At 70.8% G+C, this 26,475-nt stretch carries 26 protein-coding genes; 7 read left to right on the top strand and 19 right to left on the bottom strand.

Features of this window, described 5'->3' with window-relative positions:
- Positions 1 to 52 precede the first annotated feature (52 nt).
- The gene (locus ACZ60T_RS17790; RefSeq protein ID WP_365623749.1) at positions 53 to 2,101 is read right to left on the bottom strand and encodes an APC family permease; all 2,049 of its coding nucleotides are present in this window, start codon (positions 2,099 to 2,101) and stop codon (positions 53 to 55) included.
- A 502-nt stretch (positions 2,102 to 2,603) separates the two neighbouring features.
- Between ACZ60T_RS17790 and ACZ60T_RS17785 the strand changes: the two genes are divergently transcribed.
- Both ACZ60T_RS17785 and ACZ60T_RS17780 read left to right on the top strand, forming a co-directional pair.
- A complete protein-coding gene (locus ACZ60T_RS17785) occupies positions 2,604 to 3,275 on the top strand; it encodes a potassium channel family protein (RefSeq protein ID WP_365624031.1) in 672 nt (223 codons plus the stop codon).
- Positions 3,275 to 3,952, top strand: coding sequence for a potassium channel family protein (locus tag ACZ60T_RS17780; protein ID WP_365623751.1), 678 nt, complete (start codon positions 3,275 to 3,277; stop codon positions 3,950 to 3,952). The genes ACZ60T_RS17785 and ACZ60T_RS17780 overlap by 1 nt, the downstream gene beginning before the upstream one ends.
- Positions 3,953 to 4,022: 70 nt before the next feature.
- Here ACZ60T_RS17780 and ACZ60T_RS17775 read toward each other — a convergent pair whose 3' ends face one another.
- The 7 genes from ACZ60T_RS17775 to ACZ60T_RS17745 all read right to left on the bottom strand — a co-directional run bounded on the left by ACZ60T_RS17775 (position 4,023) and on the right by ACZ60T_RS17745 (position 10,554).
- A complete protein-coding gene (locus ACZ60T_RS17775; RefSeq protein WP_469666697.1) occupies positions 4,023 to 4,742 on the bottom strand; it encodes a DUF3159 domain-containing protein in 720 nt (239 codons plus the stop codon).
- Positions 4,743 to 4,745: 3 nt separating this feature from the next.
- Entirely contained in the window at positions 4,746 to 5,144 is a 399-nt protein-coding gene (locus ACZ60T_RS17770) for an OB-fold nucleic acid binding domain-containing protein (RefSeq protein ID WP_365623755.1), read from the bottom strand.
- A gap of 78 nt (positions 5,145 to 5,222) precedes the next feature.
- Positions 5,223 to 5,906 (bottom strand): response regulator, encoded by a 684-nt coding sequence (locus tag ACZ60T_RS17765; RefSeq protein WP_365623757.1) that lies wholly within the window; start codon positions 5,904 to 5,906, stop codon positions 5,223 to 5,225.
- Entirely contained in the window at positions 5,903 to 8,446 is a 2,544-nt protein-coding gene (locus tag ACZ60T_RS17760) for an ATP-binding protein (RefSeq protein WP_469666695.1), read from the bottom strand. The genes ACZ60T_RS17765 and ACZ60T_RS17760 overlap by 4 nt, the downstream gene beginning before the upstream one ends.
- A 248-nt stretch (positions 8,447 to 8,694) precedes the next feature.
- Entirely contained in the window at positions 8,695 to 9,456 is a 762-nt protein-coding gene (locus ACZ60T_RS17755) for a DUF3710 domain-containing protein (protein WP_365623761.1), read from the bottom strand.
- Position 9,457: 1 nt separating this feature from the next.
- The gene (dut, locus tag ACZ60T_RS17750; RefSeq protein ID WP_365623763.1) at positions 9,458 to 9,973 is read right to left on the bottom strand and encodes a dUTP diphosphatase; all 516 of its coding nucleotides are present in this window, start codon (positions 9,971 to 9,973) and stop codon (positions 9,458 to 9,460) included.
- Positions 9,970 to 10,554, bottom strand: a complete 585-nt coding sequence (locus ACZ60T_RS17745) for a PaaI family thioesterase (RefSeq protein ID WP_365623765.1) — start codon at positions 10,552 to 10,554, stop codon at positions 9,970 to 9,972. Before ACZ60T_RS17745 ends, dut begins: the two co-directional genes overlap by 4 nt.
- A gap of 58 nt (positions 10,555 to 10,612) precedes the next feature.
- Between ACZ60T_RS17745 and ACZ60T_RS17740 the strand changes: the two genes are divergently transcribed.
- Entirely contained in the window at positions 10,613 to 11,074 is a 462-nt protein-coding gene (locus tag ACZ60T_RS17740; RefSeq protein ID WP_469666692.1) for a DUF3093 domain-containing protein, read from the top strand.
- Between the two features lie 10 nt (positions 11,075 to 11,084).
- Here ACZ60T_RS17740 and ACZ60T_RS17735 read toward each other — a convergent pair whose 3' ends face one another.
- The 4 genes from ACZ60T_RS17735 to ACZ60T_RS17720 all read right to left on the bottom strand — a co-directional run bounded on the left by ACZ60T_RS17735 (position 11,085) and on the right by ACZ60T_RS17720 (position 14,576).
- Complete coding sequence (locus ACZ60T_RS17735) at positions 11,085 to 11,984, bottom strand: hypothetical protein (protein ID WP_469666690.1); 900 nt, start codon at positions 11,982 to 11,984, stop codon at positions 11,085 to 11,087.
- Positions 11,985 to 11,997: 13 nt separating this feature from the next.
- Entirely contained in the window at positions 11,998 to 12,294 is a 297-nt protein-coding gene (locus ACZ60T_RS17730; protein WP_003993510.1) for a DUF4193 domain-containing protein, read from the bottom strand.
- 390 nt (positions 12,295 to 12,684) lie between these two features.
- A complete protein-coding gene (locus ACZ60T_RS17725; RefSeq protein WP_365623771.1) occupies positions 12,685 to 13,917 on the bottom strand; it encodes a sensor histidine kinase in 1,233 nt (410 codons plus the stop codon).
- Between the two features lie 5 nt (positions 13,918 to 13,922).
- The gene (locus tag ACZ60T_RS17720) at positions 13,923 to 14,576 is read right to left on the bottom strand and encodes a response regulator transcription factor (protein WP_252425773.1); all 654 of its coding nucleotides are present in this window, start codon (positions 14,574 to 14,576) and stop codon (positions 13,923 to 13,925) included.
- A 355-nt stretch (positions 14,577 to 14,931) separates the two neighbouring features.
- Between ACZ60T_RS17720 and ACZ60T_RS17715 the strand changes: the two genes are divergently transcribed.
- The gene (locus ACZ60T_RS17715; protein WP_252425774.1) at positions 14,932 to 15,105 is read left to right on the top strand and encodes a hypothetical protein; all 174 of its coding nucleotides are present in this window, start codon (positions 14,932 to 14,934) and stop codon (positions 15,103 to 15,105) included.
- Between the two features lie 86 nt (positions 15,106 to 15,191).
- On the opposite strand, the gene ACZ60T_RS17710 is transcribed toward ACZ60T_RS17715, so the two are convergent.
- A complete protein-coding gene (locus tag ACZ60T_RS17710) occupies positions 15,192 to 16,010 on the bottom strand; it encodes an inositol monophosphatase family protein (RefSeq protein ID WP_469666687.1) in 819 nt (272 codons plus the stop codon).
- Between the two features lie 8 nt (positions 16,011 to 16,018).
- Positions 16,019 to 17,146 carry a ferrochelatase gene (locus ACZ60T_RS17705; RefSeq protein WP_469666685.1) on the bottom strand — a complete coding sequence of 376 codons (1,128 nt, stop codon included), beginning with the start codon at positions 17,144 to 17,146 and terminating at the stop codon, positions 16,019 to 16,021.
- Between the two features lie 179 nt (positions 17,147 to 17,325).
- Here ACZ60T_RS17705 and ACZ60T_RS17700 point away from each other — a divergent pair, with 179 nt between their 5' ends.
- The gene (locus tag ACZ60T_RS17700) at positions 17,326 to 18,564 is read left to right on the top strand and encodes an MFS transporter (protein WP_469666683.1); all 1,239 of its coding nucleotides are present in this window, start codon (positions 17,326 to 17,328) and stop codon (positions 18,562 to 18,564) included.
- Positions 18,524 to 19,843 carry a D-arabinono-1,4-lactone oxidase gene (locus ACZ60T_RS17695; RefSeq protein ID WP_469666681.1) on the top strand — a complete coding sequence of 440 codons (1,320 nt, stop codon included), beginning with the start codon at positions 18,524 to 18,526 and terminating at the stop codon, positions 19,841 to 19,843. Before ACZ60T_RS17700 ends, ACZ60T_RS17695 begins: the two co-directional genes overlap by 41 nt.
- Here ACZ60T_RS17695 and ACZ60T_RS17690 read toward each other — a convergent pair.
- Positions 19,767 to 20,564, bottom strand: coding sequence for a hypothetical protein (locus ACZ60T_RS17690; protein ID WP_469666680.1), 798 nt, complete (start codon positions 20,562 to 20,564; stop codon positions 19,767 to 19,769). The genes ACZ60T_RS17695 and ACZ60T_RS17690 overlap by 77 nt on opposite strands.
- Before the next feature lie 506 nt (positions 20,565 to 21,070).
- Here ACZ60T_RS17690 and sepH point away from each other — a divergent pair.
- Positions 21,071 to 22,102: a septation protein SepH gene (gene sepH / locus ACZ60T_RS17685; RefSeq protein WP_365623784.1), complete on the top strand. Its 1,032-nt coding sequence runs from the start codon at positions 21,071 to 21,073 to the stop codon at positions 22,100 to 22,102.
- Between the two features lie 84 nt (positions 22,103 to 22,186).
- Here the strand turns inward: sepH and ACZ60T_RS17680 are convergent, their stop codons facing one another.
- The 4 genes from ACZ60T_RS17680 to ACZ60T_RS17665 form a co-directional block, all read right to left on the bottom strand.
- Positions 22,187 to 23,038 carry a sulfurtransferase gene (locus ACZ60T_RS17680; RefSeq protein ID WP_469666679.1) on the bottom strand — a complete coding sequence of 284 codons (852 nt, stop codon included), beginning with the start codon at positions 23,036 to 23,038 and terminating at the stop codon, positions 22,187 to 22,189.
- 167 nt (positions 23,039 to 23,205) lie between these two features.
- Positions 23,206 to 24,864 (bottom strand): hypothetical protein, encoded by a 1,659-nt coding sequence (locus tag ACZ60T_RS17675; protein ID WP_469666678.1) that lies wholly within the window; start codon positions 24,862 to 24,864, stop codon positions 23,206 to 23,208.
- Positions 24,865 to 24,884: 20 nt separating this feature from the next.
- Positions 24,885 to 25,598, bottom strand: a complete 714-nt coding sequence (locus tag ACZ60T_RS17670) for an ABC transporter ATP-binding protein (RefSeq protein ID WP_469666677.1) — start codon at positions 25,596 to 25,598, stop codon at positions 24,885 to 24,887.
- A 220-nt stretch (positions 25,599 to 25,818) separates the two neighbouring features.
- On the bottom strand, positions 25,819 to 26,469 hold the full coding sequence (locus ACZ60T_RS17665) for a thymidine kinase (protein WP_469666676.1): 651 nt from the start codon (positions 26,467 to 26,469) through the stop codon (positions 25,819 to 25,821).
- Between the last annotated feature and the right edge of the window lie 6 nt (positions 26,470 to 26,475).

The following is a 26,475-nucleotide window of genomic DNA, read 5'->3' as shown; positions in this document are numbered from 1 at the left end:
CGAGAGGGAACGGCTGGACAACAGCCCACCAGTCTACGTGCTCCCGCACGCGTCAGTTCCCGGCGCTGGGCTCCTTCGCCCGCGGCTCGGCCGGTCCGCGGCGCACCGCACCCGGCGCGTTCCAGTCCTGCCGCCTGCGGGCCCGGTCCCTCGCCGCCTCGGAGGACTGGAGCTGGTAGGGCACCGACGTCACCATGACACCGGGGGTGAACAGAAGCCGTCCCTTGAGGCGCAGCGCGCTCTGGTTGTGCAGCAGATGCTCGTACCAGTGCCCCACCACGTACTCGGGGATGATCACGGACACGGCGTCGCGCGGCGACTCCCGGCGCAGGCTCTTGACGTACTCGATCACGGGCCGGGTGACCTCGCGGTACGGGGAGTCGAGGACCTTCAGCGGGACGTCGATGCCGCGCCGCTCCCACTCGTCCTTGAGGGCCTTGGTCTCCGCCGGGTCGACGTTGACGCTGAGGGCCTCCAGGGTGTCGGACCGCAGCAGCTTGGCGTAGGCCAGGGCGCGCAGAGTGGGGCGGTGGATCTTGGAGATGAGCAGGACGGAGTGGACGCGCGAGGGGCGCACGCTGTCGTCGCTCGGCACCTCGGGGGCGGCGAGTTCGTCGGCCACGCGGTCGTAGTGCCGGCGGATCGCGGTCATCGTCGCGTAGAAGATGCACATGCCGAGCAGAGCCACCCAGGCGCCGTGCGTGAACTTCGTGATGAGGACGACGACCAGGACGGTGCCGGTGAGGAAGGCGCCGAAGGTGTTGATGGCGCGCGAGCGCGTCATGTGGCGGCGCTTCAGCGGGTCCTTCTCCACGGCCAGGTGGCGGTTCCAGTGCTTGACCATGCCGACCTGGCTGAGGGTGAAGGACACGAACACACCGACGATGTAGAGCTGGATCAGCCGGGTCGAGTCGGCGCCGTAGACCACGGTCAGCAGGACGGCCGCGCCCGCGAGCAGCACGATGCCGTTGGAGAAGGCGAGGCGGTCGCCGCGCGTGTGGAGCTGGCGGGGCAGATAGCGGTCCTGGGCCAGGATCGAGCCGAGCACCGGGAAGCCGTTGTAGGCGGTGTTGGCGGCGAGGAAGAGGACCAGCGCCGTCGCCGCGGCCAGGATGATGAACAGGAGGCTGCCCTTGCCGAAGACGGCCTCGGCGACCTGCGAGATCACCGGGTTCTGCACATAGTCCGAACCGACCGGGAGGCCGTTGTGCAGCAGGTTGGTGGCCGGGTTGTCGGACATCCGGACCTTGGTCGTCATGGCCAGCGTGATGATTCCGCAGAACATCGTCACGGCCAGCAGACCGATCATCGCCAGCGTGCTCGCCGCGTTCTTCGACTTGGGCTTGCGGAAGGCGGGGACGCCGTTGGAGATCGCCTCGACACCGGTGAGCGCGGCGCAGCCGGAGGAGAAGGCGCGCAGCAGCAGGAAGACGAGAGCGAAACCGGCGAGTCCCTGGTGTTCGGCCTTGATGTGGAAATCGGCCGTCGGTGCCCGCATGGTGTCACCGAGGACAAGTCCGCGGAACGCGCCCCAGGCGATCATGATGAAGACGCCGGTGACGAACACATACGTGGGGATCGCGAAGAGCGTGCCCGATTCCTTCACGCCGCGCAGGTTCATCAGCGTCAGCAGCACGATGACGGCGACCGCGCAGAGCACCTTGTGCTGGACGACGAAGGGGACCGCGGAGCCGAGGTTCTCGATGCCCGAGGAGATCGACACGGCGACCGTGAGGACGTAGTCGACGAGCAGCGCGCTGGCGACGGTCAGGCCCGCCCTGGGGCCGAGGTTGGTGGTCGCCACCTCGTAGTCGCCGCCGCCGCTCGGGTAGGCGTGCACGTTCTGCCGGTAGGAGGCGACCACGGTCAGCATCAGCACGGCGACGGCGACCGCTATCCAGGGGCTGAAGTGGTACGCCGACACACCCGCGATGGACAGGACCAGCAGGACCTCGCCGGGCGCGTACGCCACGGAGGACAGCGAGTCGGAAGCGAAGACGGGAAGTGCGATGCGCTTCGGCAGGAGCGTTTCGCCCAGCCGGTCGCTGCGCAGGGCGCGCCCGATCAGGATGCGCTTGGGCACGTCGGTCAGTTTGGACACAAGAGAGGATCGTAAGGCTTCGAACAGGGGGCCGCCTCCCCCCTGACAGAGATCTGCCTCACGAGTGAATTTGCAGAGCAATCGGCTGCGGATTCCGCAGGTAAAGAGTTCGGCATGTCTATATGACGAAACCCCCATGACTTGCTTCCCGAACCCCCATATCTCGCGCTTCGCGGAGGTTCCATGCACATGACCGCGGAACTCGTCGGCGCCGCCGTCGCGCTCATCGGCCTCGGAATCCTGACTCTTCTTCTCGGTCTGCGCGGCATCAGCCGTCGCTGAGCGGGCAGGCGTCCGTCGCTGGGTGGGCAGGCGCCGTCACCGATCGCGCAGGCCCGTCGCGATCGGCAAGACGCCGCTGATCGCACAGGTCCGGGCGGCGCGCACCCAGGGGGGTGCCCTACCCGGACCGGGCGTGTGTAGCTTGGGTAGCTTGGGCCGCGTCCGAAAGCCACATCGGCGTCCGGACCCAGCCGTGACCACTGACACCGGAAGGACGGTCGTGCACATCGTCATCATGGGCTGCGGAAGAGTGGGTTCCGCTCTTGCCCAGACCCTGGAGCAACAGGGGCACACGGTCGCCGTGATCGACCAGGACCCCACCGCCTTCCGGCGGCTGGGCTCCGGGTTCGGCGGCCGTCGCGTCACCGGAGTCGGCTTCGACCAGGACACCCTGCGCGAGGCGGGCATCGAGGAGGCCGGCGCGTTCGCCGCCGTCTCCAGCGGTGACAACTCCAACATCATCGCCGCCCGGGTGGCCCGCGAGATGTTCGGCGTCGAGAACGTCGCGGCGCGTATCTACGACCCCCGGCGTGCCGAGGTCTACCAGCGGCTCGGTATCCCGACCGTCGCGACGGTCCGCTGGACGGCGGACCAGATGCTGCGGCGGCTGCTGCCCTCCGGCGCCGAGCCGCTGTGGCGCGACCCCACCGGTGGCGTCCAGCTCGCCGAGGTGCACACCGCGCCGGAGTGGGTCGGCCACAAGGTCAGCAAGCTGCAGGAGCAGACGGGCGTCCGCGTGGCGTTCCTCACCCGGCTCGGCGAGGCCATACTGCCCAGCTCGCAGACGGTGTTGCAGGAAGGCGACCTGGTGCACGTGATGATGCGGACGGACGACATCGAGAAGGTCGAGGCGGCGTTCGCCGAGGGTCCTGAGCGGGAGGGCGGTCACTGATGAGGGTCGCCATCGCCGGTGCCGGTGCCGTGGGCCGCTCCATCGCGGGCGAGCTGCTGGAGAACGGGCACGAGGTCCTGCTGATCGACAAGGCGCCGACCGCGATCTCGGTCGAGCGCGTTCCCCAGGCGGAGTGGCTGCTGGCCGACGCCTGCGAGATCACGTCCCTGGACGAGGCGGCGTTGCAGCGCTGCAACGTCGTGATCGCCGCGACGGGCGACGACAAGGTGAACCTGGTCGTGTCGCTGCTGGCGAAGACGGAGTACGGGGTCCCGCGGGTCGTCGCCCGGGTCAACAACCCCAAGAACGAGTGGCTGTTCAACGAGGCGTGGGGCGTGGACGTGGCCGTCTCCACCCCGCGCCTGATGTCGGCCCTGGTGGAGGAGGCGGTGAGCGTGGGCGACCTGGTCCGCCTGCTCCGCTTCAGCCACGGTGACGCGAACCTGGTCGAGCTGACCCTGCCGCCCGAGTCGGCGCTGGCCGGTACGCAGGTCGGTGACGTGGAGTGGCCCGAGGACACGTCCCTGGTGACGATCATCCGCGGCACGCGCGTGCTCACGCCCTCCCAGGAGGACTCCCTGGAGGCGGGCGACGAACTGCTGTTCGTGGCGGCCCAGGCGCGGGAGGGGCAGTTGGAGGACCTGCTGTCGGTGCGCAGGGCGGAGACGGCCGACTGACGGCGTACGTCGTACGTGAGAGGGGCACCCGGAAGACTCCGGGTGCCCCTCTCGTCTCACATACGTACGGCTAGGACTCGCGGCCCCCCGCGGCCTCCCGCTCCTTGGCCGCGGCCTCCTCGGCCTCCATCTCCGCGAACACGTCGATCGGCGCGGGCGCCTTCGCCAGGAACACCCAGGTGAGCCACACGGCCAGCAGGAACGGCGGGATCTTCAACGCGACCAGGACCCAGCCCAGTTGCGTGGTGTCCGCCCACCAGTACAGCGGGAAGAGGACCACGCACTTGGCGAGCAGGATCAGCCCCCAGGCCCAACTGGCCTTCGCGTACGCCTTCTTGCGGCCCGGATTGCGCGTACGCCAGGAGAGGTTCTCCTTGAAGACCGGGCCGAGGATCAGGCCGATCAGCGGGACCCCGGCGAGCGTGGTGGCGATGTACGCCACGGCCAGGCCCAGCGTGTAGAGCATGCCCGGCAGATAGAAGTCCTTGGCCTTGCCGGTCATCATCGCGAAGACCACACCGAACGCGACCCCGAACACACCGCTGAAGGCGTGCTTGAGGGTGTCCCGCATCACGAGGCGGACCGCGACCAGCAGCAGCGACACCGCGACCGCCGCGGTCGCCGACCAGTACAGGTTCTTGTTGATCGTGTAGATGGTGACGAACAGAAGGCCGGGCACCATGGTCTCGACCATGCCCCGGACCCCACCGAACGCCTCGAAGAGCGCGGCCTCCGTCACCGCCCGCGAATCCTGCTGGGCGTCTTCGGTCGGCTTCTCGAGTGACGTCACCGGCTACTCCCGTCCGAGGGGTCTGAGTTCGTACTTCGGGTTGAACAGCACTCTGCGGCCCCGGCTCATCGCGATCCGGCCCGAGGCGATCAGCTTGCGGCCCGGTTCTATGCCGACGATGGAGCGTCTGCCGAGCCACACCACGTCCAGCGCCGCCGAGCCGTCGAACAGTTCGGCCTCCAGGGCCGGGACCCCGGCCCGCGGGCGCAGCGTGACCGTGCGCAAGGTACCAGTAACCGTGACGATCTGCCGGTCCTGGCAGTCGCCGATACGCGTACAGCCCGCGGTCTCGGCGTCCTCCCGCAGCTCCTCGGACTCGAGGTCCTCCTGCGAGGAGGACAGCCGGTCGAACATGCGCCGGAAGCGGCCCGTCGGCCTTTCCGATCGAGGAACCTCACTCATACCGAAAGCCTACCGGGGGGCACCGGCACGGACGTAACCCGTGGTCGCGGTCACAGCGGCCCCCCGGAACGACTCGGCTCACTTCTCGAAGCGGTAGCCCATCCCCGGCTCCGTGATGAAGTGCCGCGGATGCGACGGGTCCGCCTCCAGCTTGCGCCGGAGCTGGGCCATGTAGACCCGCAGGTAGTTCGTCTCCGTGCCGTACGACGGCCCCCACACCTCCTGGAGGAGCTGCTTCTGGCTGACCAGGCGGCCCGCGTTGCGGACGAGGACCTCCAGCAGATGCCACTCCGTGGGCGTCAGGCGTATGTCCTTCCCGGACCGGTTGGCCTTCTTCGCGACCAGGTCGACAGTGAACCCCTCCGCCTTGACCAGCACGTCGTCCGCGCCGCCCCCGGTCGGCTCGGCCCGGCGCACGGCGGCGCGCAGGCGGGCCAGCAGCTCGTCCATGCCGAAGGGCTTGGTGACGTAGTCGTCGGCGCCCGCGTCCAGCGCCTCGACCTTCTCGTCCGAGGAGTGGCGGGCGGACAGCACCAGGATCGGGACCCGGGTCCAGCCGCGCAGCCCCTTGATCACGTCGACGCCGTCCATGTCGGGCAGCCCGAGGTCGAGCACCACGACGTCGGGGTGGCGGGCGGCGGCGAGCTGGAGCGCGGTCGCGCCGTCGGACGCCGAGTCGACCTCGTACTTGCGCGCCTTCAGGTTGATCACGAGGGCGCGTACGATCTGCGGCTCGTCGTCGACCACGAGCACCCGAGTCATGTGGTTTGCCTTTCTGCTTCGGCCTGTCGTGCCAAGTCGTGCGGGCCCCCCGCGGCCCGGAGGGTGAGGACCATCGTCAGCCCTCCGCCGGGGGTGTCCTCGGCGTTCAGCGTGCCGCCCATGGCCTCGGCGAAGCCGCGGGCGACCGCGAGGCCGAGGCCGACGCCGGCCCCGCGCGGGGCGTCTCCGTAGCGCTGGAAGGGCTCGAAGATGCGCTCCTTCGCGTCGTCGGGCACGCCGGGACCCCGGTCGACGACACGGATCTCCACGCGCTCGGCGAGGGCGCTCGCGGACACCACCACCGGGGTGCCGAGGGGGCTGTACTTGACCGCGTTCTCGACGAGGTTGGCGACCGCGCGCTCCAGGAGCCCGGCGTCCACGGCGACCATCGGCAAGGTCTCCGGGATGTCCAGCTCCACGCTGTCCTCCGGCACCCCGCCGAGCGCCATGGGGACCACCTCGTCCAGGTCGATCCCGCGGATCAGCGGGGTCACCGTACCGGTCTGCAGCCGTGACATGTCCAGCAGGTTGTCGACGAGGTGGTCGAGGCGGTCGGCGCCCTCCTCGATCGCCGCGAGCAGCTCGGCCTGGTCCTCCTCGGACCACGCCACGTCGTCGGAGCGCAGGCTGGAGACCGCCGCCTTGATCGCCGACAGCGGCGTCCGCAGATCATGGCTGACGGCCGCGAGCAGCGCGGTGCGGATGCGGTTGCCCTCGGCCAGCGCGCGGGCCTGCTCGGCCTCCTCCTGGAGCCGTCGGCGGTCCAGGACCACGGCGGCCTGCGCGCCGAAGGCGGCCAGCACCCGGCGGTCCGAGGCGGGCAGGACCCTCCCGGACAGCGCGAGCGCCATATGGTCGCCGACCGGCACGTCCACGTCCGCGTCCTCCGGCCGCTCGACGGGCGCGCCCAGACCCGCGCTGCCCGCGCAGGTCCACGGGTCGACCTCGCTCACGCGCTCCAGCAGCGCCACCGACTCCATGCCGAAGGTCTCGCGCACCCGTTCCAGCAGGGCCTCCAGGCTGGTCTCGCCGCGCAGCACGCTGCCCGCGAGGAAGGAGAGGATCTCCGACTCGGCGCGCAGCCGGGCCGCCTGGTGGGTACGCCGGGCCGCCAGGTCCACCACGGACGCGACCGACACCCCCACGCCGACGAAGATGGCGATCGCGACCATGTTCTTCGGGTCGTAGACGGTCAGCCGGTGCAGCGGCGGTGTGTAGAAGTAGTTCAGCAGCAGGGAGCCGCCGGCCGCCGAGGCGAGCGCCGGCAGCAGCCCGCCGAGCAGCGCCGCCGCCACGGTCAGCGCCAGGAACAGCAGCATGTCGTTGGCGAGACCGAGACGCACGGTGTTCAGCAGCAGCGTGAGGGCGACCGGACCGGCCACGCCGACCAGCCAGCCCGCGATGATGCGCGAGCGCCCGAGGCGCGCGCCGCGGGCGACGGGCAGGCCGCGCCCCTTGGCGGCCTCCTCGTGCGTGACGATGTGCACGTCGAGGTCGGGGCCCGACTCCCGGGCGACCGTGGCGCCGACGCCGGGTCCGAAGACGTACTGCCAGGCCTTGCGGCGCGAGGAGCCGAGCACGATCTGGGTGGCGTTGACGCCGCGCGCGAAGTCGAGCAGGGCCGCCGGGATGTCGTCGCCGACCACATGGTGGAAGGTGCCGCCGAGGTCCTCGACGAGGGTGCGCTGGACGGCGAGTTCCTTGGGCGAGGCCGAGGTCAGTCCGTCGCTGCGGGCGATGTAGACGGCCATGACCTCGCCGCCCGCGCCCTTCTCCGCCAGCCGTACGGCCCGGCGGATCAGGGTGCGCCCCTCGGGGCCGCCGGTCAGCCCGACGACGATCCGCTCCCGCGAGCCCCAGATCGCCGACACCTTGTGCTGGCTGCGGTACTCGTTCAGGTACTCGTCGACCCGGTCGGCGACCCAGAGCAGGGCCAGCTCCCGCAGCGCGGTGAGGTTGCCGGGCCGGAAGTAGTTCGACAGGGCCGCGTCGACCTTGTCGGGCTGGTAGATGTTGCCGTGGGCCATGCGTCGGCGCAGCGCCTGCGGTGACATGTCCACCAGTTCGATCTGGTCGGCGCGGCGCACCACCTCGTCGGGTACGGTCTCGCGCTGCCGTACGCCGGTGATCGACTCCACGACGTCACCGAGCGACTCCAGATGCTGGATGTTGACGGTCGAGACCACGTGGATCCCGGCGGCCAGCAGCTCCTCGACGTCCTGCCAGCGCTTGGCGTTGCGGGAGCCGGGCACGTTGGTGTGGGCGAGTTCGTCCACGAGCGCGACGGCGGGAGCGCGGCGCAGTACGGCGTCCACGTCCATCTCGGTGAAGGTGCTGCCGCGGTACTCCAGCGCCCTGCGCGGGACCTGCTCCAGGCCGTGCAGCATCACCTCGGTACGGGGCCGGTCGTGGTGCTCCACGAAGCCGACCACGCAGTCGGTGCCCCGCTCGACCCGGCGATGGGCCTCGGAGAGCATCGCGTAGGTCTTGCCGACGCCCGGTGCCGCACCGAGGTAGATCCGAAGCTTGCCGCGTCCCATGGCCTCATTGTCTTCCTCGTCGCAGCTCAGCACGCTGCGTAGACCTTACGGCCAATAATCACGGCAAAAGGGGCGGGGGACACGCCCGGGGGTGTCTTTGACGGAACTCTGATGCGGGCCCCGGGGTCCCGACGCGGGGGCACACACATCCCGGCGCACGGGCACGCGCAAGGCAAAGGCCGCACCCCTCCTCGAGTGGTGCGGCCTGCTCTTCGTACGAGGTACGAGCCCTCGGGCCGGTCGGCCGGTCAGCGGACCTCGGTGATCTCGGGACCGCGCTGGAGCTGGCCCATGCCGCCGGAGAAGCGCGAGCCGCCCTCCTCCTGCTGCACGCCGCCCTCGGGCACCATCTGCGCGTCGTTCGGCAGCTTCAGCACGATCGGGTCGCGCGGCGCCATGGGGCCTTCGCCCCGGACGACGACCGTGTCCCGGAAGATCTGCTCCAGCAGGCCCGCGGCCTGCGGCTGCACGGCGCCCTGTCCGGAGATCACACCCCGCAGGAACCAGCGGGGGCCGTCCACGCCGACGAACCGCACGACCTGGAATCCGCCCGTGCCGTCCGGAAGCTGGACCGGTACCTGCGCGCGCAGCTCCCAGCCCAGCGACCCCTCGACCTCGTCGATGATGCCGCCCTGCTGGGTGATGCCGCTGCCGATCTCCTCGCGGACCTCGCCCCAGATGCCCTCGCGCTTGGGAGCGGCGAAGGCCTGCAACTGGATGGCGCTGTCGCGCAGGACGACGGTCGCCGCGACGATCGCGTCACCCGCGACCTCGACCCGCAGCTCCATGCCCTCGACTCCGGGCACGAACAGACCGCCCAGGTCCACGCGGCCCTCGGCGGGCTCACGGACCTCGGAGCTGTCCCAGGGACCCTCGGGTCGCGGCGCCGGTTCGAGCCTCACGCGCTCGCGCTCGGCCTCGTCCGCGTCAGTGTCGACACCGTCGACGACCTGCTCGGCCTCGCCGGCCGCGCTGTCGGCGGCATCCTTCTTGTTCCGACGTCCGAACACGTCACTGTCCTTCCCGGTCGGATACGACCGAAGCGTATCGATTCCCACCCGTTGTGCCGCCCACGGCGGCATGACCGCCGGTGGACCCGAAGCCCCCCTCGGCCCGCGCCGACTCGGGAAGCTCCGCGACCTCCTGGAAGCGGACCCTCTCGACCTGCTGGACGACCAGTTGGGCAATCCGGTCGAAGCGCTCGAACCGCACCGGTTCGCGCGGATCGAGGTTCACCACGATCACCTTGATCTCCCCACGGTACCCGGCATCAACCGTCCCTGGGGCATTCACGAGGGCGACACCGCAGCGCGCGGCAAGCCCGGAGCGCGGATGCACAAACGCCGCGTACCCCTCGGGGAGCGCTACAGACACACCCGTCGGCAGGACGGCCCGCTCGCCGGGCGCCAGCTCGCAGCTCTCGGTGGTGCGCAGATCGGCTCCCGCGTCGCCGGGGTGCGCGTACGCGGGAAGCGGTACGTCCGGGTCGATACGCCGGATCAGCACGTTCAGGGGGGCAGGGGTCACGGGTTCACCTCGAAGGCACGGGCACGCCGGACCTGGTCCGGGTCGCTCATCGCCGCCTGGATCTCCTCCGGGCGGCCGTTGTCGATGAAGTGGTCGACCTTCACCTCGATGAAGAGGGCCTGGGCGCGGACGGCGACGGGCCCGTCCGGGCCGCCTATCCGTCCGGTCGCCCTCGAGTAGATCTTGCGCCCCGCGACCGCCGTGACCTCGGCTTCCAGATGGAGCACGGTGTCGACGGGGACGGGCCGCACGAAGTCGGTCTCCAGGCGGCCGGTCACCGCGACGGTGCGCAGCAGCCAGTTCAGCGAGCCGAGGGTCTCGTCGAGGGCGGTGGCGAGGAGCCCGCCGTGGGCGAGGCCCGGCGCGCCCTGGTGGGCGGCGTGCACGGTGAACTCGGCGGTCAGGGCGACGCCCTCACCGGCTCGCGCCTGGAGGTGCAGTCCGTGCGGCTGCTCGCCGCCGCACCCGAAACACTGTTCGTAGTGGGTGCCGAGCAGTTCGCCCGGGGCGGGCGCGTCGGGGTGCCGTACGGGCGCCAGGGCGTCGGCGGGGGGCGTCAGAGCTGCGGAAGTACCACTCACAGCCGCAGACCTTACCCGCGCGTGAGGACGGTCCGGACATCGTGCCAAGCTTGGCCCCATGCAGCTCTCCGCGTCACCGTACGAAGAACGTCTCACCGCGCCCCGTAGCTGGTGGCTGATGTGCCTCCTGATCGGCTGCTCGATGGCTCTGATCCTCGTCCCCTTCGGCACGCTGCCGCTGCTGGGCGGGCTGGTCGGCGGCACCGCGGTCTCGGCGGTCGTGGCCAGCTCGTACGGTTCCGTCCGCATCCGTGTGGTGGGTGAATCGCTGATCGCGGGCGAGGCGAAGATCCCGCTGTCGGCCCTCGGTGGCACGGAGATCCTGGACCAGGAGGAGGCGCGCGCCTGGCGCACCTACAAGGCGAACCCGCACGCCTTCATGCTTCTTCGCGCCTACATCCCGACCGCTGTGAGGATCGAGGTCACGGATCCGGCGGACCCGACCCCGTATCTGTATCTGTCGACGCGGGAGCCGCAGCGGCTGGCGGCAGCGCTCGAGGCGGCAGCGGCCAAGGGCTAGCCGAGAGGGCTCAGGGGCCCAGTTCCAGGGGGTCGGCGGGCTTCTCCAGGGGCGGCAGCTCGGGCAGTTCCTCCCAGGGCACCTGCATCCGCCGCAGGTCCGTGCGGATCCGCTCCGCGAGCCGCCTGGTGTCCCGCCGGTTCATGACCGCGCCCACCGTGGCGCCCACCATGAACGGCATGAGGTTCGGCAGGTCCCGGACCATTCGCTTCATGATCTGCTGGCGCAGTTCGCGCTTCATCTGTCCGCCGAAGGCCGCGTCGATCGTCGACGGCTTGGCGACCCGGATCCCGCGCTCGCCGGTCCAGGACCTCAGATACGTGGTGCTGCGCTGGGTGAGACCGCCGGACGGGCGGACGCCGTAGACCTCGTACAGCTCGGCGATCAGCTTCATCTCGACCGCCGCGACGCCGGTGATCTCCGTGGCCAGCTCGGTCGGCATGGCGGGCGGTACCGGCAGCATCGCCACGGCGCCCACCCCGGCTCCGACCATGGCCGATGCCCCTGCCGCGCCTGCGACGAGCTTGTCCGCGAGCTCCTCGGGCCCGAGGCCGGGGAACTGTCTGCGGAGGGTCGTAAGGTCCCGTACGGGGATGCGCGGGGGCAGTTCGATGATCCGGTCCGTGAGGTACGCCAGCCCCGCCTTGGCCTGGCTGCCGCCCTTGCGGACGCCCTCCTGGATTCCGCGCCTGACGGCAGCCGCACGGCGCCGTGCGACCGGTGCGGGCGCTACGGCCGGCACCGTCGGCCCCTGGGGGGCCGTGGGCGTGGGTGTCGGCTCGAGCGAGGCTGCTCCGGTGGCGGAAGAGCCTCGCTCGTCGTCACGCACGCGGTGAGAGCCGTCATACGGCTCGTGGTCCGCTTCCCTGCGCGAGAAGCGGCGCTTCCGAGGAGGGGTCGAGCCAGTCACGGCCGACCCCTGCTCAGTCGCAGTCGCGGCAGATCGGCTGACCGTTCTTCTCCCGGGCCAGCTGGCTGCGGTGGTGCACCAGGAAGCAGCTCATGCACGTGAACTCGTCCTGCTGCTTCGGCAGCACCCGGACGGCCAATTCCTCGTTGGAGAGATCGGCGCCCGGGAGCTCCAGGCCTTCGGCGGCCTCGAACTCGTCGACGTCGACGGCGGAGGCGGACTTGTCGTTCCGCCGGGCCTTCAGCTCTTCAAGGCTGTCGGAGTCGACATCGTCATCGGTCTTGCGTGGAGTGTCGTAATCGGTTGCCATTTCGCTCTCCCCCTCTGGGTGTCTGCGGGTGTCTCCAGCGCACGTAACGCGTGAGAGGCCGGACTTGTGCCCGCCTCGAGGCGGAGATTTTGCCTCACATCAAGGTCTGTTACTCAATCGACACCCAACCGGACTCCTCAAGAGTGATCGGGTTGGATGGCGAACCGGACCGTACACGGTCTCTGTGCCGCATTTCAAAGGCATCTCATCGTGTACTTCCCGTGATCAAGGGCCCAGAAAACCCGGATTTTCCCGATGTTTGGGACCTTGTGCGATCACGGAGAGTGGGTGGCCGGAATCGCGCCCTTGTGATCGATCACACAGGGCGCGATCGCGTCCAGAACCCGGGAATTCCGCACGTGGCGAACACGGGCCGGACCGCGTAAGGCCTCAGACGGGCAGGGTAACTCGCATCACCAGGCCACCGCCCTCACGGGGCTGCGCGGTGATGTGACCACCGTGGGCGCGCGCCACGGACCTCGCGATGGAAAGGCCCAGGCCGACGCCCTTGTCGCTGCCCGTGCGCTCGTTACGCAGGCGTGTGAAGGGCTCGAAGAGGTTGTCGATCTCGTACGCGGGGACCACGGGTCCGGTGTTGGAGACCAGCAGGACCGCCTGGCCGTGCTGGACCTCGGTCGTCACCTCGACCCAGCCGCCCTCCGGGACGTTGTAGCGCACCGCGTTCTGGACGAGGTTCAGGGCGATCCGCTCCAGCAGGACGCCATTGCCCTGGACGACCGCCGCGGAGCGTTCGCCGCGGATCTCGACCCCCTTGGACTCCGCCTCCGCGTGTACCTGGTCGACGGCCCGGGAGGCCACTTCGGCGAGGTCGACGGGCTTGCGCTCGACGATCTGGTTGTCGCTGCGGGCGAGCAGCAGCAGCCCTTCCACGAGCTGCTCGCTGCGCTCGTTGGTGGCCAGCAGCGTCTTCCCGAGCTGCTGGAGCTCGACCGGGGCGGCGGGGTCGGAGAGGTGCACCTCCAGGAGCGTGCGGTTGATCGCGAGGGGGGTGCGCAGCTCGTGCGAGGCGTTGCCGACGAACCGCTGCTGGGCCGTGAAGGCGCGTTGCAGCCGCTCCAGCATGTCGTCGAAGGTGTCCGCCAGCTCCTTCAGCTCGTCGTCCGGGCCGTCCAGCTCGATACGGCGGGACAGGTCCGATCCGGCCACCGCGCGGGCCGTGCGCGTGATGCGGCCGAGCGGCGACAGCACGCGTCCGGCCATCGCGTACCCGAAGGCGAAGGCGATCACGGCGAGGCCGAGCAGGGCCAGCAGCGAGCGGCTGAGGAGGTTGTCCAGGGCGTGCTGGCGCTGTTCGTTCACACAGGAGCTCAGGGCGTCGTTGAGCTCGTTGGCGGGCAGGCTGGGCGGCAGGTCGCAGGCTTTGCTGACCACTCGCCCCGAGACGATCTCGAACGGCAGCTCGCTGCCCACGTTGAGCGCGTGCGCCGCGAACAGATAGATGATCGACAGCAGCAGGATGCCCGCGATCAGGAACATGCCGCCGTACAGCAGCGTGAGCCGTATCCGGATGGTCGGGCGCAGCCAGGGGAACGGGGGATCGGGCCTGCGGGGGTTCCAGGTGGGCTTGGGCGGCGCCGAGGGCGGCGCGGGGGTCGGGGCCACGGTGATCAGATCCGGTATCCGGAGCCGGGCACGGTGACGATGACCGGGGGCTCGCCCAGCTTGCGGCGCAGGGTCATGACCGTCACGCGCACGACGTTGGTGAAGGGGTCCGTGTTCTCGTCCCAGGCCTTCTCCAGGAGCTGCTCGGCCGAGACGACGGCGCCCTCACTGCGCATGAGGACTTCGAGGACGGCGAACTCCTTGGGGGCGAGCTGGACCTCCCTGCCGTCGCGGAAGACCTCGCGGCGGTTGGGGTCGAGCTTGATCCCGGCGCGCTCCAGGACGGGCGGCAGCGGCATGCTCGTACGCCGCCCGAGGGCGCGCACGCGCGCGATCAGCTCGCTGAACGCGAACGGCTTGGGGAGGTAGTCGTCGGCGCCGATCTCCAGGCCTTCGACCCGGTCGCTGACGTCGCCCGACGCCGTGAGCATCAGCACGCGCGTGGGCATACCCAGCTCGACGATCTTGCGGCAGACGTCGTCGCCGTGCACCAGCGGGAGATCGCGGTCGAGGACGACCACGTCGTAGTCGTTGACGCCGATGCGCTCCAGGGCCGCCGCACCGTCGTACACGACGTCGACGGCCATGGCCTCCCGGCGCAGTCCGGTGGCCACCGCATCGGCGAGCAGTTGCTCGTCCTCGACGACGAGTACGCGCACGTCGCTTGTCCTTCCTCTGTCCACCCGCGCGACCTGATTGCGCGCACCCCGCAGGGCTGGGCTGTCTGGATGATGGGCTCCATCCTGCCCTTTTCGACCATAAACCGGCTGTAAGAGGGGTGGCGGAGCCGGACGGAGCGGCCCGGCTGCCCGGGAATGCGAAATTTTCTCGCCCCCGTGAGGTTTCCACGGAAGAAGGCGAGGGGAGGACGGGTTTACACCCCACGATCACGCTCTGCGCGTGGCACACCACCCTGTGGTCGGCCGCCCACCGCTTTCCGTCGTGATCGTTTCCCTTCCCGAAGGCACACACCCCGTGCCACCGATCCCACGACCCAGGACGAGGGGGCGCAGCATGGACGCATTCACCGCAGGGCTTCTCCAGCGCATACGGGCTACCGAGTCCGACCTGACGCGGGCCCGCGAAACCGGCGACGACTTCCTCGCGGAGGTCGAGCAGTCGGAACTCGACGATCTGCACCGCCTTGCCGCCGAGCACGGTGTGGAAGTCGGCGCGACGCGCGCCTGAGCGGCACGTAGCAGCACGCGGCGGGGCCCCGGCAGATCCAGGCCGGGGCCCCGCCGCGTGCGGTGCGGTGACGCGTCGTGGTGCGGTCAGTCGTGCCAGGCGCCCAGGCCGTCCAGGCGGGCCTGGAGGACCTCGAACAGGCCGGGTGGGGCCGCGACGGTCAGGGCCGGGGAGAGCGGCTCTCCGGGGCGGCCACCGGTCAGGGCGCCCGCCTCGCGGGCGATCAGGTCGCCCGCCGCGTAGTCCCAGGGGTTCAGTCCGCGCTCGTAGTACGCGTCCAGGCGGCCCGCCGCCACGTCGCACAGGTCGATCGCGGCGGAGCCGCCCCGGCGGATGTCCCGCACCTCGGGGATGAGCTGCCGGACGACCTCGGCCTGGTGGGCCTTGCGCTCGGCGAGGTAGCCGAAGCCGGTGCTCACGAGGGCGAGGCTCAGCTCGGCCGCGGGGCGCACGCGCACGGGGCGGTCGTTGACGAACGCCCCCTGGCCCTTGACGGCCCGGAACAGCTCCCCGCGCATCGGCGCGTGGACGACTCCGACGAGCGTCTCCCCGTCCTTGCGGGCCGCTATCGAGATCGCCCAACTGGGCAGTCCGTAGAGGTAGTTGACGGTGCCGTCGATCGGGTCGATCACCCACTCGACGCCGCTGCTGCCCTCGACGCTCGCGCCCTCCTCGCCGAGCAGGCCGTCGTCCGGCCTGCGGTCGGTGAGCAGGCCGGTGATCAGCTTCTCGGCCTCGATGTCCATCTCGGTGACGACATCGATGGCGCTGGACTTGGTGGCCGCCACGCCGAGGTCCTCGGGGCGCCCGTCGCGCAGGAAGGTGCCCGCGCGCCGGGCGGCGTCCAGGGCGATCTCCAGGAGTTCTGCCGACAGTCGGCCGGACGGTTCGGACTGTTCGCTCACGGTGCTCCTCACGCGTACGGGCTGTCGGCGCCCGCGGCTGCGGGCTTGGGGGTACGGCCGGGGCAGCAGCCCACCGGGCAGACGTGGTGGCTCGGGCCGAGGGTGCCGAGGGCGCACGGGGTGACCCGCTGTCCCCGCTCGACGGCGGCACGTTCGAGGACCAGGTCGCGGACCGCGGCGGCGAAGCGCGGGTCGTCGCCCACGGTGGCCGAGCGGCGCACCGGCAGGCCCAGTTCCCCGGCCTTCGCCGTGGCCTCCGTGTCGAGGTCGTAGAGGACCTCCATGTGGTCCGAGACGAACCCGATGGGGGCCATCACGACCGCGGGGACCCCGGCGTCGTGCGACTCCTCCAGGTGGTCGCAGATGTCCGGCTCCAGCCACGGGATGTGCGGGGCGCCGGAGCGGGACTGGTAGACGAGCCGCCAGGGGTGGTCGACGCCGGTCTTCTCGCGCACGGTCTCGGCGATCACTCGCGCGACGTCCAGATGCTGGCGGAGGTAGGCCCCGCCGTCCCCGTGGCCCTCGACCGGGCCGGAGGTGTCCGCCGTGGTGTGCGGGATGGAGTGGGTGGTGAAGGCGATGTGGGCGCCCGCCCGTACCTCCTCGGGGAGGTCGGCCAGGGACTTCACCAGGCCCTCGGCCATGGGCTCCACGAAGCCGGGGTGGTTGAAGTAGTGCCGCAGCTTGTCGATCCGCGGCGGTTCGAGGCCCTCGGCCTCCAGGGTGGCCAGCGCGTCCGCGAGGTTCTCGCGGTACTGGCGGCAGCCCGAGTAGGAGGCGTACGCGCTCGTGGCGAGGGTCAGGATGCGGCGGTGGCCCGCGTCGACCATCTCGCGCAGGGTGTCGGTCAGATACGGCGCCCAGTTGCGGTTGCCCCAGTAGACGGGCAGGTCGAGGCCGTGCTCCGCGAAGTCCTTGCGGAGGGCGGCGAGGAGGGCGCGGTTGTGCTCGTTGATCGGGCTGACCCCGCCGAAGCGGAAGTAGTGCTGGCCCACCTCCTTCAGGCGCTCCTTGGGGATGCCCCGCCCCCTCGTCACGTTCTCCAGGAACGGGACCACGTCGTCCGGGCCCTCCGGGCCTCCGAACGAGAGGAGCAGCAGAGCGTCGTACGGGCTGGCATCACGTGCTTCGGGCATGTCTACGATCCTGCCACCCGTCACCCGCACCGCTCGCGCCGACCGCCCCGCCCGCGCTGCCGGATCATCGAGGCAGCCTCGTACTCTGGTGCCGCGAGAAGGCTCCGCATACATTACGTTTGCCTGACTCGTAAGGCACACGCTGCATTTCACGCCTTACCGGATGTATCGGAGTCCCCGTGCCCAGCCCGTACCGCGCCCTGTTCGCCGCCCCCGGCTCCAAGGGCTTCTCCGCAGCCGGCTTCCTCGGACGGATGCCGCTGTCGATGATGGGCATCGGCGTGGTCACGATGATCTCCCAGCTCACGGGGCGCTACGGGCTCGCGGGCGCGCTCTCCGCCACCATCGCGCTGTCCGCCGCCGCGATCGGCCCCCAGATATCCCGCCTGGTGGACCGGCACGGGCAGCGGCGGGTGCTGCGCCCGGCGACGCTCGTCGCGCTGGCCGCGGCCACCGGGCTGCTGCTGGCCGTGCGTCTGTCCTGGCCGGACTGGACGCTGTTCGTGTGCGCGGCGGGCATCGGTTCCGTGCCGAGCCTCGGCGCGATGGTCCGGGCGCGCTGGGCGGCCCTGTACGGGGGCACCGCGCAACTGCACACCGCCTACTCCTTCGAGTCGGTGGTGGACGAGATCTGCTTCATCTTCGGGCCGATCATCTCCATCGGCTTGTCCACCGGTTGGTTCCCGGAGGCCGGGCCGCTGCTCGCCGCGGGATTCCTCGCGACCGGCGTCTTCTGGCTCACCGCGCAGCGCGCCACCGAACCGGAGCCGCACCCGCGCGAGCGGCACGACGGCGCCTCGGCGCTGCGCTCCCCCGGACTCCAGGTCCTGGTGGCCACGTTCGTGGCGGTCGGCACGATCTTCGGCGCGATCGACGTGGTGACCGTCGCCTTCGCCGAGGACCAGCACCACAAGGCGGCTGCCAGCGTCGTGCTGGCGCTGTACGCGGCGGGTTCCTGCGTGGCCGGTGTCGTCTTCGGGCTGCTGCGCTTCACCGGAGCGCCGGAACGCAGGTGGCTGCTGGGCGTGTGTGCGATGACCGTGAGTATGATCCCCCTCCTACTGGTCGGAAACCTGCTGTTTCTGTCCGTGGCGCTGTTCGTGGCGGGTCTGTCCATCGCACCCACGATGATCACGACGATGGGCCTCATCGAACGGCACGTACCACGCGCGCACCTGACCGAGGGCATGACCTGGGTGTCCACCGGGCTCGCCGTCGGGGTCGCGATCGGCTCCTCCGTGGGCGGCTGGGTGATCGACGCCGCCGGTGCGCGGGCCGGGTACGGGGTTCCGGTGGTGTCCGGAGCCGTCGCGGCCGCGGTCGGTTTCCTCGGGTATCGCCGGCTGCGCAAGCCGGTTCGGCAGCGGGGAGGGGCCCTTGAGCACCACAGCGAGCGGGAAGAGCGGCACGTGGCGTAACTGGGCGGGGAACGTCACCGCCCGGCCCGTACGGGAGGTCACCCCCGCCTCGGTGGAGGAACTCTCCGCCGCCGTGCGCAAGGCGGCGGAGGACGGCCTCACGGTGAAGGCCGTCGGCACCGGGCACTCCTTCACGGCCGCCGCCGCGACCGACGGTGTGTTGATACGCCCTCAACTGTTGACCGGCATCCGCGAGATCGATCGTGCGGCCGGTACGGTCACGGTCGAGGCGGGGACGCCGCTCAAGAGACTCAATGTGGCGCTCGCGCGCGAGGGGCTCTCGCTCACGAACATGGGCGACATCATGGAGCAGACGGTCTCCGGCGCCACCAGCACCGGCACCCACGGCACCGGCCGCGACTCGGCGTCGATCGCCGCCCAGCTCAAGGGACTTGAGCTGATGACGGCGGACGGCTCGGTGCTCTCCTGCTCCGCGGAGGAGAACCCCGACGTCTTCGCCGCCGCCCGGATCGGCCTCGGCGCCCTGGGGATCGTCACCGCCCTCACCTTCGCGGTGGAGCCGGTCTTCCTGCTCACCGCGCGCGAGGAGCCGATGCCGTTGGACAAGGTCCTCGCCGAGTTCGACGAACTCCGGGCCGAGAACGAGCACTTCGAGTTCTACTGGTTCCCGCACACCGACAGCACCACCACCAAGCGCAACAACCGCAGCGCCGGACCGGAGCGGCCGGTGGGGCGGGTGAGCGGCTGGTTCGAGGACGAGTTCCTCTCCAACAACGTCTTCCAGGTGGCCAATTGGGTCGGCCGCGCCGCGCCCGCCACGATCCCGGCGATCGCCGGTCTCTCCAGCCGTCTGCTGTCGGCCCGCACGTACACGGACATCCCCTACAAGGTCTTCACCTCACCGCGCCGGGTGCGGTTCCTGGAGATGGAGTACGCCGTCCCGCGCGAGGCCCTGCCCGAGACGCTGCGCGAACTGAAGGCCATGATCGACCGGTCGAACCTGCGCATCAGCTTCCCCGTGGAGGTCCGCACCGCCCCGGCCGACGACATCACGCTCTCCACCGCGTCCGGCCGGGACAGCGCCTACATCGCCGTACACATGTTCCGCGGTACGCCCTATCAGGCATACTTCACCGCCGCCGAGCGGATCTTCACCGCGCACGAGGGACGGCCGCACTGGGGCAAGGTGCACACGCGTGACGCGGAGTACCTGGCGGAGGTCTATCCGCGCTTCGGCGAGTTCACTGCCCTGCGGGACCGTCTGGACCCGGATCGCCGCTTCGGGAACCGCTATCTGCGTCGGGTGCTGGGGGCGTGACCGAGGTGCCGGGCGTGGGCGTCGTGGTCGGCGCCGGGCTGCCGGAGCCGGTGTCCGGGCCGGTCGTGGCCGTGGGCGCCGGGCTCTTCTCCGGGTCGGCGCTCTCGCGTCCGGTGGCCGCTCCGGTTCCCTCGCCCGCGGACGGCGTACCGCCCCGCGTGGCACCGCCCGACGGCGCGTCGGTGCCGCGCGACGGCGTCCACGAGGGCGAGGGCGGCGTGTCCTGCTTCGAGGACGACTTGCCGTGACCGGTCAGGACATCGCGGACCGTGGTGGTGCTCGAACCGCCGCTGAAGCTGCTGCCCGACACCAGTTCGTACGTGGTGATCCCGGCCATGGTGACGCCGAAGACGACGGCGGCGGCGAGCACCGGCCGCCGCCAGCGCCTGGTCCGGGCCCGGTAGACGGTCCCCTCGGTGAACTCCCCCGGGACCGACGGCCCTTGCTCCTCGCGGCTCCTGCCCCGCACGGTCACGTCGCGTATCTGCTCGCCGGTGCGCCGGAAGACATGCTGGAGGACCGAGCCACCGCAGGTGGCGACGAGGCTCACCACGCCCGCGCCCAGGATCGTCCCGTAGACGCCGAAGGACGAGGCGAGTTTGGCGGCGACCACCGCGGCCAGGGCGCTCCCGGCCACCTGGGGAACGCTCAGATCCAGCCGCTTCTTCTTGCCGGACGCTCCGGCCCCCGCACCCGCACCGCCGTCCGGTTCCTCACGCATCACCGGAACTTTCCCGCCTTTCCCGTTCACGATCATTCACACATGAACGCCCGTTGTCGGATGAGGTCGTTCATGTGTCCGAGAAAGGGGACGTACGCCCGAAACGAATAGTTCCGTTTCTGACGGATAGGTGAAGTCCGCCACGTTTCAGGAACTCGAAAGCGGCGCATCTCGGCCGACTCGCACCCCTTGCCGCAAGTCGGGGCGGCGCGTTGATCCACGGAGGTGGCCCGAATGGAGTACTGTTGCGACCCCTGGGTCCGGTATCCCGCCAGGATGTCCGGGACCCTGCTGGACCGCCGGGAGGGGGCTTGTTGCACAGGGTGACGACGTTGGTCACTTAGCGTTGCGAATAGGTAACCGTGCCATAACGGCGTTCCAGGGCCCGTGCCCGACACGCCGGGCAACTCGGCAAGGTTGTGGCAGGCTGCACCCGGGCAGGCCACACTCGACTAGCGGAAGCAGCGACGCACGTGACGTCGGCAGGCACCACCCGGGAGGTCCCCATGCCCGAACTGCGTGTCGTGGCCGTCTCCAATGACGGCACACGGCTGGTGCTGAAGGCTGCGGACAGTACGGAGTACACGCTTCCGATCGACGAACGGCTCCGCGCCGCCGTGCGCGGCGACCGTCCCCGCCTCGGCCAGATCGAGATCGAGGTGGAGAGCCATCTCCGCCCCCGGGACATCCAGGCACGGATACGTGCCGGCGCCTCCGCCGAAGAGGTCGCCCAACTCGCCGGTATCTCCGTCGACCGCGTACGCCGCTTCGAGGGCCCCGTCCTCGCCGAGCGCGCCTTCATGGCCGAGCGCGCGCGCAAGACGCCCGTACGTCGCCCCGGTGAGAACGCCGGGCCCCAGCTCGGCGAGACCGTCCAGGAACGGCTGTTGCTGCGCGGCGCCGAGAAGGACACCGTCCAGTGGGACTCCTGGCGGCGCGACGACGGCACCTGGGAAGTGCTGCTCGTCTACCGCGTGGCCGGTGAGCCGCACTCGGCGAGCTGGACGTACGACCCGCCCCGACGACTCGTCCAGGCCGTCGACGACGAGGCGCGCTCCCTGATCGGCGAGTCCGACGACCTCGCGGCGCCCGAGCCGAGCCACCCCTTCGTGCCGCGCATCGCACGCCTGCCGCGCGAGGGCCGCATGGACCGCGCCCTGGACCGCCAGATCGACCGGCCCGCCCCGCCCTCGCCCGAGCCCGCCGAGGAGAGCGCGGGCGACCGCGACTCGCTCACCAGCCTCCTGGAGGCGGTGCCGAGCTTCCGCGGCGACATGGTGGTGCCCGAGCGGCCCGCGGAACCGCAGGAGGAGGCCGCCGAGGAACCCGAGGCGGAGGAGCCTCCCGCCCCCGCGGCCTCGGCCGGTTCGGCGTACGCGGACATCCTCATGCCGCGCACGGTCGGCAGCCACCGGGACCGCCTGGTCGGCGCGACGGACCGCCAGGCCGAGGCGGACGGCGTCCGGCCCGGCCGCAGGGCGGCGGTCCCGAGCTGGGACGAGATCGTGTTCGGGACCCGGCGCAAGAAGCAGGAGTAGCCCGAACAGCCAGGCGACAGGCAGGAGTTGCCGCGCCACGTACCAAGACGGGGTCCACGCCGCGCGGGCGTGGACCCCGTCGTGTCACTCCGGGTCGGGACCCACCGCGACCGGGCGGGCGACGTCCGCCGACCACTCCGACCACGACCCCACGTACAGCGCGGCCGGGATCCCCGCGACCGCGAGCGCCAGCACCTGGTGCGCGGCGGAGATACCGGATCCGCAGTACACCCCCACCTCGGTGCCCTCCGTCGCGCCAAGCGCCTTGAAGCGTTCGGCGAGTTCGGCGGCGGGCCGGAAGCGGCCGGTCTCGGTCGCGTTCTCCGTGGTCGGTGCCGACACCGCGCCCGGGATATGACCGGCCACCGGGTCGATCGGCTCCACCTCACCGCGGTAGCGCGCACCGGCCCGCGCGTCCAGCAGCAGCCCCGTACGGGCGAGCGCCGCGGCGCCGTCGGCGTCCAGGAGCGGCACCCCGCCCGGCACGGGCCGGAAGTCGCCGGGTGCGGGCTCCTCGGCGCCGGTGGCCAGCGGGCCGTCCCAAGCCGTCAACCCGCCGTCGAGAACCCTCACGTCCGGGTGACCGGTCCAGCGCAGCATCCACCACGTGCGCGCCGCGGCCCAGCTCTGTCCGCCGTCGTACACGACGACCGGCCGGTCCGCGGAGACACCCGCAGCCCGCATGGCGGCCCCGAAGTGCTCCAGGTCGGGCAACGGATGCCGGCCGGCGGGCCCCGGCGGGGCCACGAGATCGGCGTCGAGATCCACGAAGACGGCGCCCGGGATGTGCCCGGCCGTATGGGCGGCGCGCCCGTCGAAGGGAGCGGCACCCGCCGCCTTCGCGGTGCTCATTTGCCAGCGGACGTCCAGGACCGTGGGCGGTCGGGATCCCGCCAAGTCGCTCGCGAGTTCGGATGCGGAGATGATCGCGTTCATGACCCTCATCTTCGCGTATGAGGGTGGCCGCGTAGCCCGAATCCGGCTACTCTGCCGCGCCGGACAGCGGGGCCGGACCGCCCCGAACACCGTGCGTACGGGGTCGGGCACAGGGGGTACGGCGGGGCTGTGCGTCAGGCGTGATGGGAGTCCCTCAGCGAGCCTTCTCACTTGGTATGGAGCCGGTGTGCCGTGTAGCGCACCCACCATGTGCCGGCCGCGGCCACGGCCAGTTGCCATGACATCTGGGGGATGCTCCAGGGGTGCCCGCGTGCCGCCATGAGACAGACCGGGAAGAGCAGCGAGATCACCACGAGCGGACCACGTGCGTACCAGACCGCGGCCTGCCACGGGCCGGTGTTCCCCATGGGCGTGTCCACCCCGATGGTCAGGTGGATCGGCATGACACCGCGGTAGGAGCTCACGAGCGCTGCCGCGACAAGCGCCGGTACGCACGCGAGAAGCGGCGCGCCGCCTCCGGCCGGCGCCCCGCCCAGGGCACCTACCGCCACACCCACCGATGTTCCGGCCAGCAGGAGGGTCAGCGGAACCAGTGCGTGCAGCAGCGCCAACGTCCGGAAGGTCCAGGACAGGTTGGTCGAGCGGCGCGCGTCGTCACTCTCCAGACGCGCCGGTTCGGTGAGCTGCGCGGCCCCGAGGTAGAGCGTGAGGAGGGACACGGCGACGGTGATCTCCTGCGGGGATGCCGCGAGGGAGGGAGCGACCCGCATGGCCACCACCGCGAGCACGGTCCACACAAGCGCCCAGCCGAGCCGACGGGGATGGCGCAGCAGGCAACTGAGGTCGCGCCACGGCACGAGCAGGGCTCTGCGCCGCGGCATCGGCAGGCGGAGCACCCGCGAGGAGCTCCGTTCCCTCAACGCGGGCACGCCCGACCTGGCCTGCCGGAAGTCCAGCATGAGCACGGAGGCTCCCACCTGGGCGGCAACCGTCGCCCGCAACCGCAGGGCGGACTGCGGGATGTCCGGCAGTTCCCGCACGCCCAGGAGAAGACCGAGCGCCGGAGCGCAGACGGCGAGCGCCGTCCCGGCAGCGGCCTGCGGCCCCACCACGCCCAGCGCCCACAGCAGGGGCTGAGCCGCCCAGCCCCAGGGGCCGGACCAGAGCAGCGCCTGGGCGAGCCCGTACGTCTCGTACCCGCGCCAGGCCATGGCTGTTCCGACGGCTGCCAGTGCGGTCAGGAGCCAGCCCGCGGCGAAGAGCGTGCCGGCGCGCCGTGCCAGGGCACCCGCGTGCCGCTCGACCGACACGCCCAGCGCGCACGACACGAGCGCGACGGAGACGCCGGTCACCGCTCCCGCCACCACCGGAACGGCCCACGGCCGGGTCGAGAGATCCTTCAGCAGGAACCCCGCGACGGCGCCGAGGGCGGCGCCCACCACGGTCGCCAGGGCGGCCGACGCTCGCAGCCTGGGCAGGAGCAGTGCGCGACGGCTTACCCGCGACGGCAGAAGCAGATGCGTCGTCGCGCTGTCCAGCACCACCGGTCCCCGCCACATCGCCCCGCGGGCCGCGAGGAGCAGGATGAGGAGCAGCGCCGTCGGTACCAGGGCCGGCAACACGTCGGAGGTCTGCGCGGACATCCGGTCGGCAGGGGTCAGGGACTGTGTCGAGTGCGACCAGGCGATCAGGGCGGGAATGCCCCAGAAGGCGCCCCCCAGAACGACCATGTAGAGGACGAACCAGATGCTTCTGCGTCGTTCCTCGCGTGCGGAGCCGCGGGCTCCACGCAGGAACCGCAGCGCTTCCTCGGCCGCGCCTTCCGCTGTCTCGGATGCCCGCGGCTCGCTTCCCCTTCGCGACATGACCGCGCCACGTGAACGACTCATCGCCCAGACTCCGCCGCCGCGTCGGCCGACGCGAACACCGCTGCTCCCGTGCCGAGTTCGACCACGCGGTCGGCGACCTCGTTCAGCGCTTGATGGTGGGTGGCCATCAACACGGCCGTTCCGCTCGCGCGTCGGGCCGCGATCAGGCGCGCCAGCTCTCGTCGGGCACCGGAATCGAGCCGCTGTTCCGGCTCGTCCAGAATGAGCAGATCGTGCGGCCTGACGAAGGCCGCCGCCAGCAGGAGCGCCTGGGTCTGCCCGGAGGAGAGCGCCGACGGCACCTGCCCGGCTTGCTCTTCGAGGCGGTGCGCCCGCAGTACCCGCTCCACCTCGGCATCGGCGGACGTGCCCATGCCGTGGGACAGAGCCACCAACCGCAGGTGTTCGCGCACCGTGAGATCCGGATAGAAGGCACCGGCGTCCATGACGGACGCCACGCGCGCGCGGATCTCCGCCGAATCCTCGTCGATGACCTGACCGTCGAAGAGGACCGAGCCCTCGGTCGGGCTTTCACGACCGGCGGCGAGGCGTAAGAGCGTGCTCTTACCGGATCCGTTCTCTCCGACCAACGAGACGCATTCACCCGGATTCACGACAAGGCTCACATGATCGAGCACGGTCCGGTCTCCGTAGGAACGCGAGACGTCGACCAGTTCCAACAAGGGCGACGTCGATGCCCCGGCTGTACGATTTTCCATCCTGTGGGTCATCCCTTGTCGGCTCCGCCACCCATTCTCCGAGCTGGCAATGTCCGCGATCGCGCGATTCGCGTGCGCCCGTATCGGTTCATCGGGCGGCCGTTCTGACGCTGGAAGTTATCAGGAAACGAGCACGCTGGGTGTGGCCAAGAGAACAGACCGTAATGGTTGACAGGGTGAGATCAACGCCCTAGGGACGCCGCGGCGACAGCCACATCACATCCGGCGGAGATCAGACCGAGGTGACCGGCAGGACGTCCGGGGAGAGGGCCGCCGCGCGGGACGTGGCGGCTGTCATGCGACGGCGGTGGTGGCGGCGGCACAGGACCTCGTAGCCGACCTCGCCCGCGGAGTGGTGGACGTCGCCCACGACGACCTGGGCGCCCTCGACCACCATCTCGCCGCCGACCGTACGGGCGTTGTGCGTGGCGCGGGCTCCGCACCAGCACAGGGCCTCCACCTGGAGGACCTCGACGCGGTCGGCCAGCTCCACCAGGCGCTGCGAGCCGGGGAAGAGCTTGCTGCGGAAGTCGGTCGTGATACCGAAGGCGTAGACATCGAGCCCGAGGTCGTCGACCACGCGGGCCAACTGGTCTATCTGCTCCGGCGCGAGGAACTGGGCCTCGTCCGCGATCACGTAGTCCGCGCGCCCGCCCTGGGAGAGGTGGTCGACGAGGTGTGCGTACAGGTCCTGCCCGGCCGCCACCTCCACGGCGTCCGTGACCAGGCCGAGCCGTGAGGAGAGCTTGCCCTCGCCCGCCCGGTCGTTGCGGGTCAGGATCATGCCCTGCAGCCCCCGGGCGGAGCGGTTGTGCTCGATCTGGAGGGCCAGCGTCGACTTCCCGCAGTCCATCGTTCCGGAGAAGAAGACCAGCTCGGGCATGGGGAG

The sequence above is a fragment of the Streptomyces sp. NPDC104371 genome (assembly GCF_055583785.1).
The sequence above is the reverse complement of the archived record's forward strand: the minus strand, read 5'-3'. Positions and strand labels throughout refer to the sequence as shown.

Coding starts and splice junctions, on each gene's coding strand:
- ACZ60T_RS17780 (WP_365623751.1), top strand. CDS start 3,275: ATGAGGGTCGCCATCGCCGGTGCCGGTGCCGTGGGCCGCTCCATCGCG.
- ACZ60T_RS17770 (WP_365623755.1), bottom strand. CDS start 5,144: ATGAGTGAGGTTCCTCGATCGGAAAGGCCGACGGGCCGCTTCCGGCGC.
- ACZ60T_RS17765 (WP_365623757.1), bottom strand. CDS start 5,906: ATGACTCGGGTGCTCGTGGTCGACGACGAGCCGCAGATCGTACGCGCC.
- ACZ60T_RS17760 (WP_469666695.1), bottom strand. CDS start 8,446: ATGGGACGCGGCAAGCTTCGGATCTACCTCGGTGCGGCACCGGGCGTC.
- ACZ60T_RS17740 (WP_469666692.1), top strand. CDS start 10,613: ATGCAGCTCTCCGCGTCACCGTACGAAGAACGTCTCACCGCGCCCCGT.
- ACZ60T_RS17730 (WP_003993510.1), bottom strand. CDS start 12,294: ATGGCAACCGATTACGACACTCCACGCAAGACCGATGACGATGTCGAC.
- ACZ60T_RS17715 (WP_252425774.1), top strand. CDS start 14,932: ATGGACGCATTCACCGCAGGGCTTCTCCAGCGCATACGGGCTACCGAG.
- ACZ60T_RS17705 (WP_469666685.1), bottom strand. CDS start 17,146: ATGCCCGAAGCACGTGATGCCAGCCCGTACGACGCTCTGCTGCTCCTC.
- ACZ60T_RS17690 (WP_469666680.1), bottom strand. CDS start 20,564: ATGCGTGAGGAACCGGACGGCGGTGCGGGTGCGGGGGCCGGAGCGTCC.
- sepH (WP_365623784.1), top strand. CDS start 21,071: ATGCCCGAACTGCGTGTCGTGGCCGTCTCCAATGACGGCACACGGCTG.
- ACZ60T_RS17680 (WP_469666679.1), bottom strand. CDS start 23,038: ATGAACGCGATCATCTCCGCATCCGAACTCGCGAGCGACTTGGCGGGA.
- ACZ60T_RS17675 (WP_469666678.1), bottom strand. CDS start 24,864: ATGTCGCGAAGGGGAAGCGAGCCGCGGGCATCCGAGACAGCGGAAGGC.
- ACZ60T_RS17670 (WP_469666677.1), bottom strand. CDS start 25,598: ATGACCCACAGGATGGAAAATCGTACAGCCGGGGCATCGACGTCGCCC.
- ACZ60T_RS17665 (WP_469666676.1), bottom strand. CDS start 26,469: ATGCCCGAGCTGGTCTTCTTCTCCGGAACGATGGACTGCGGGAAGTCG.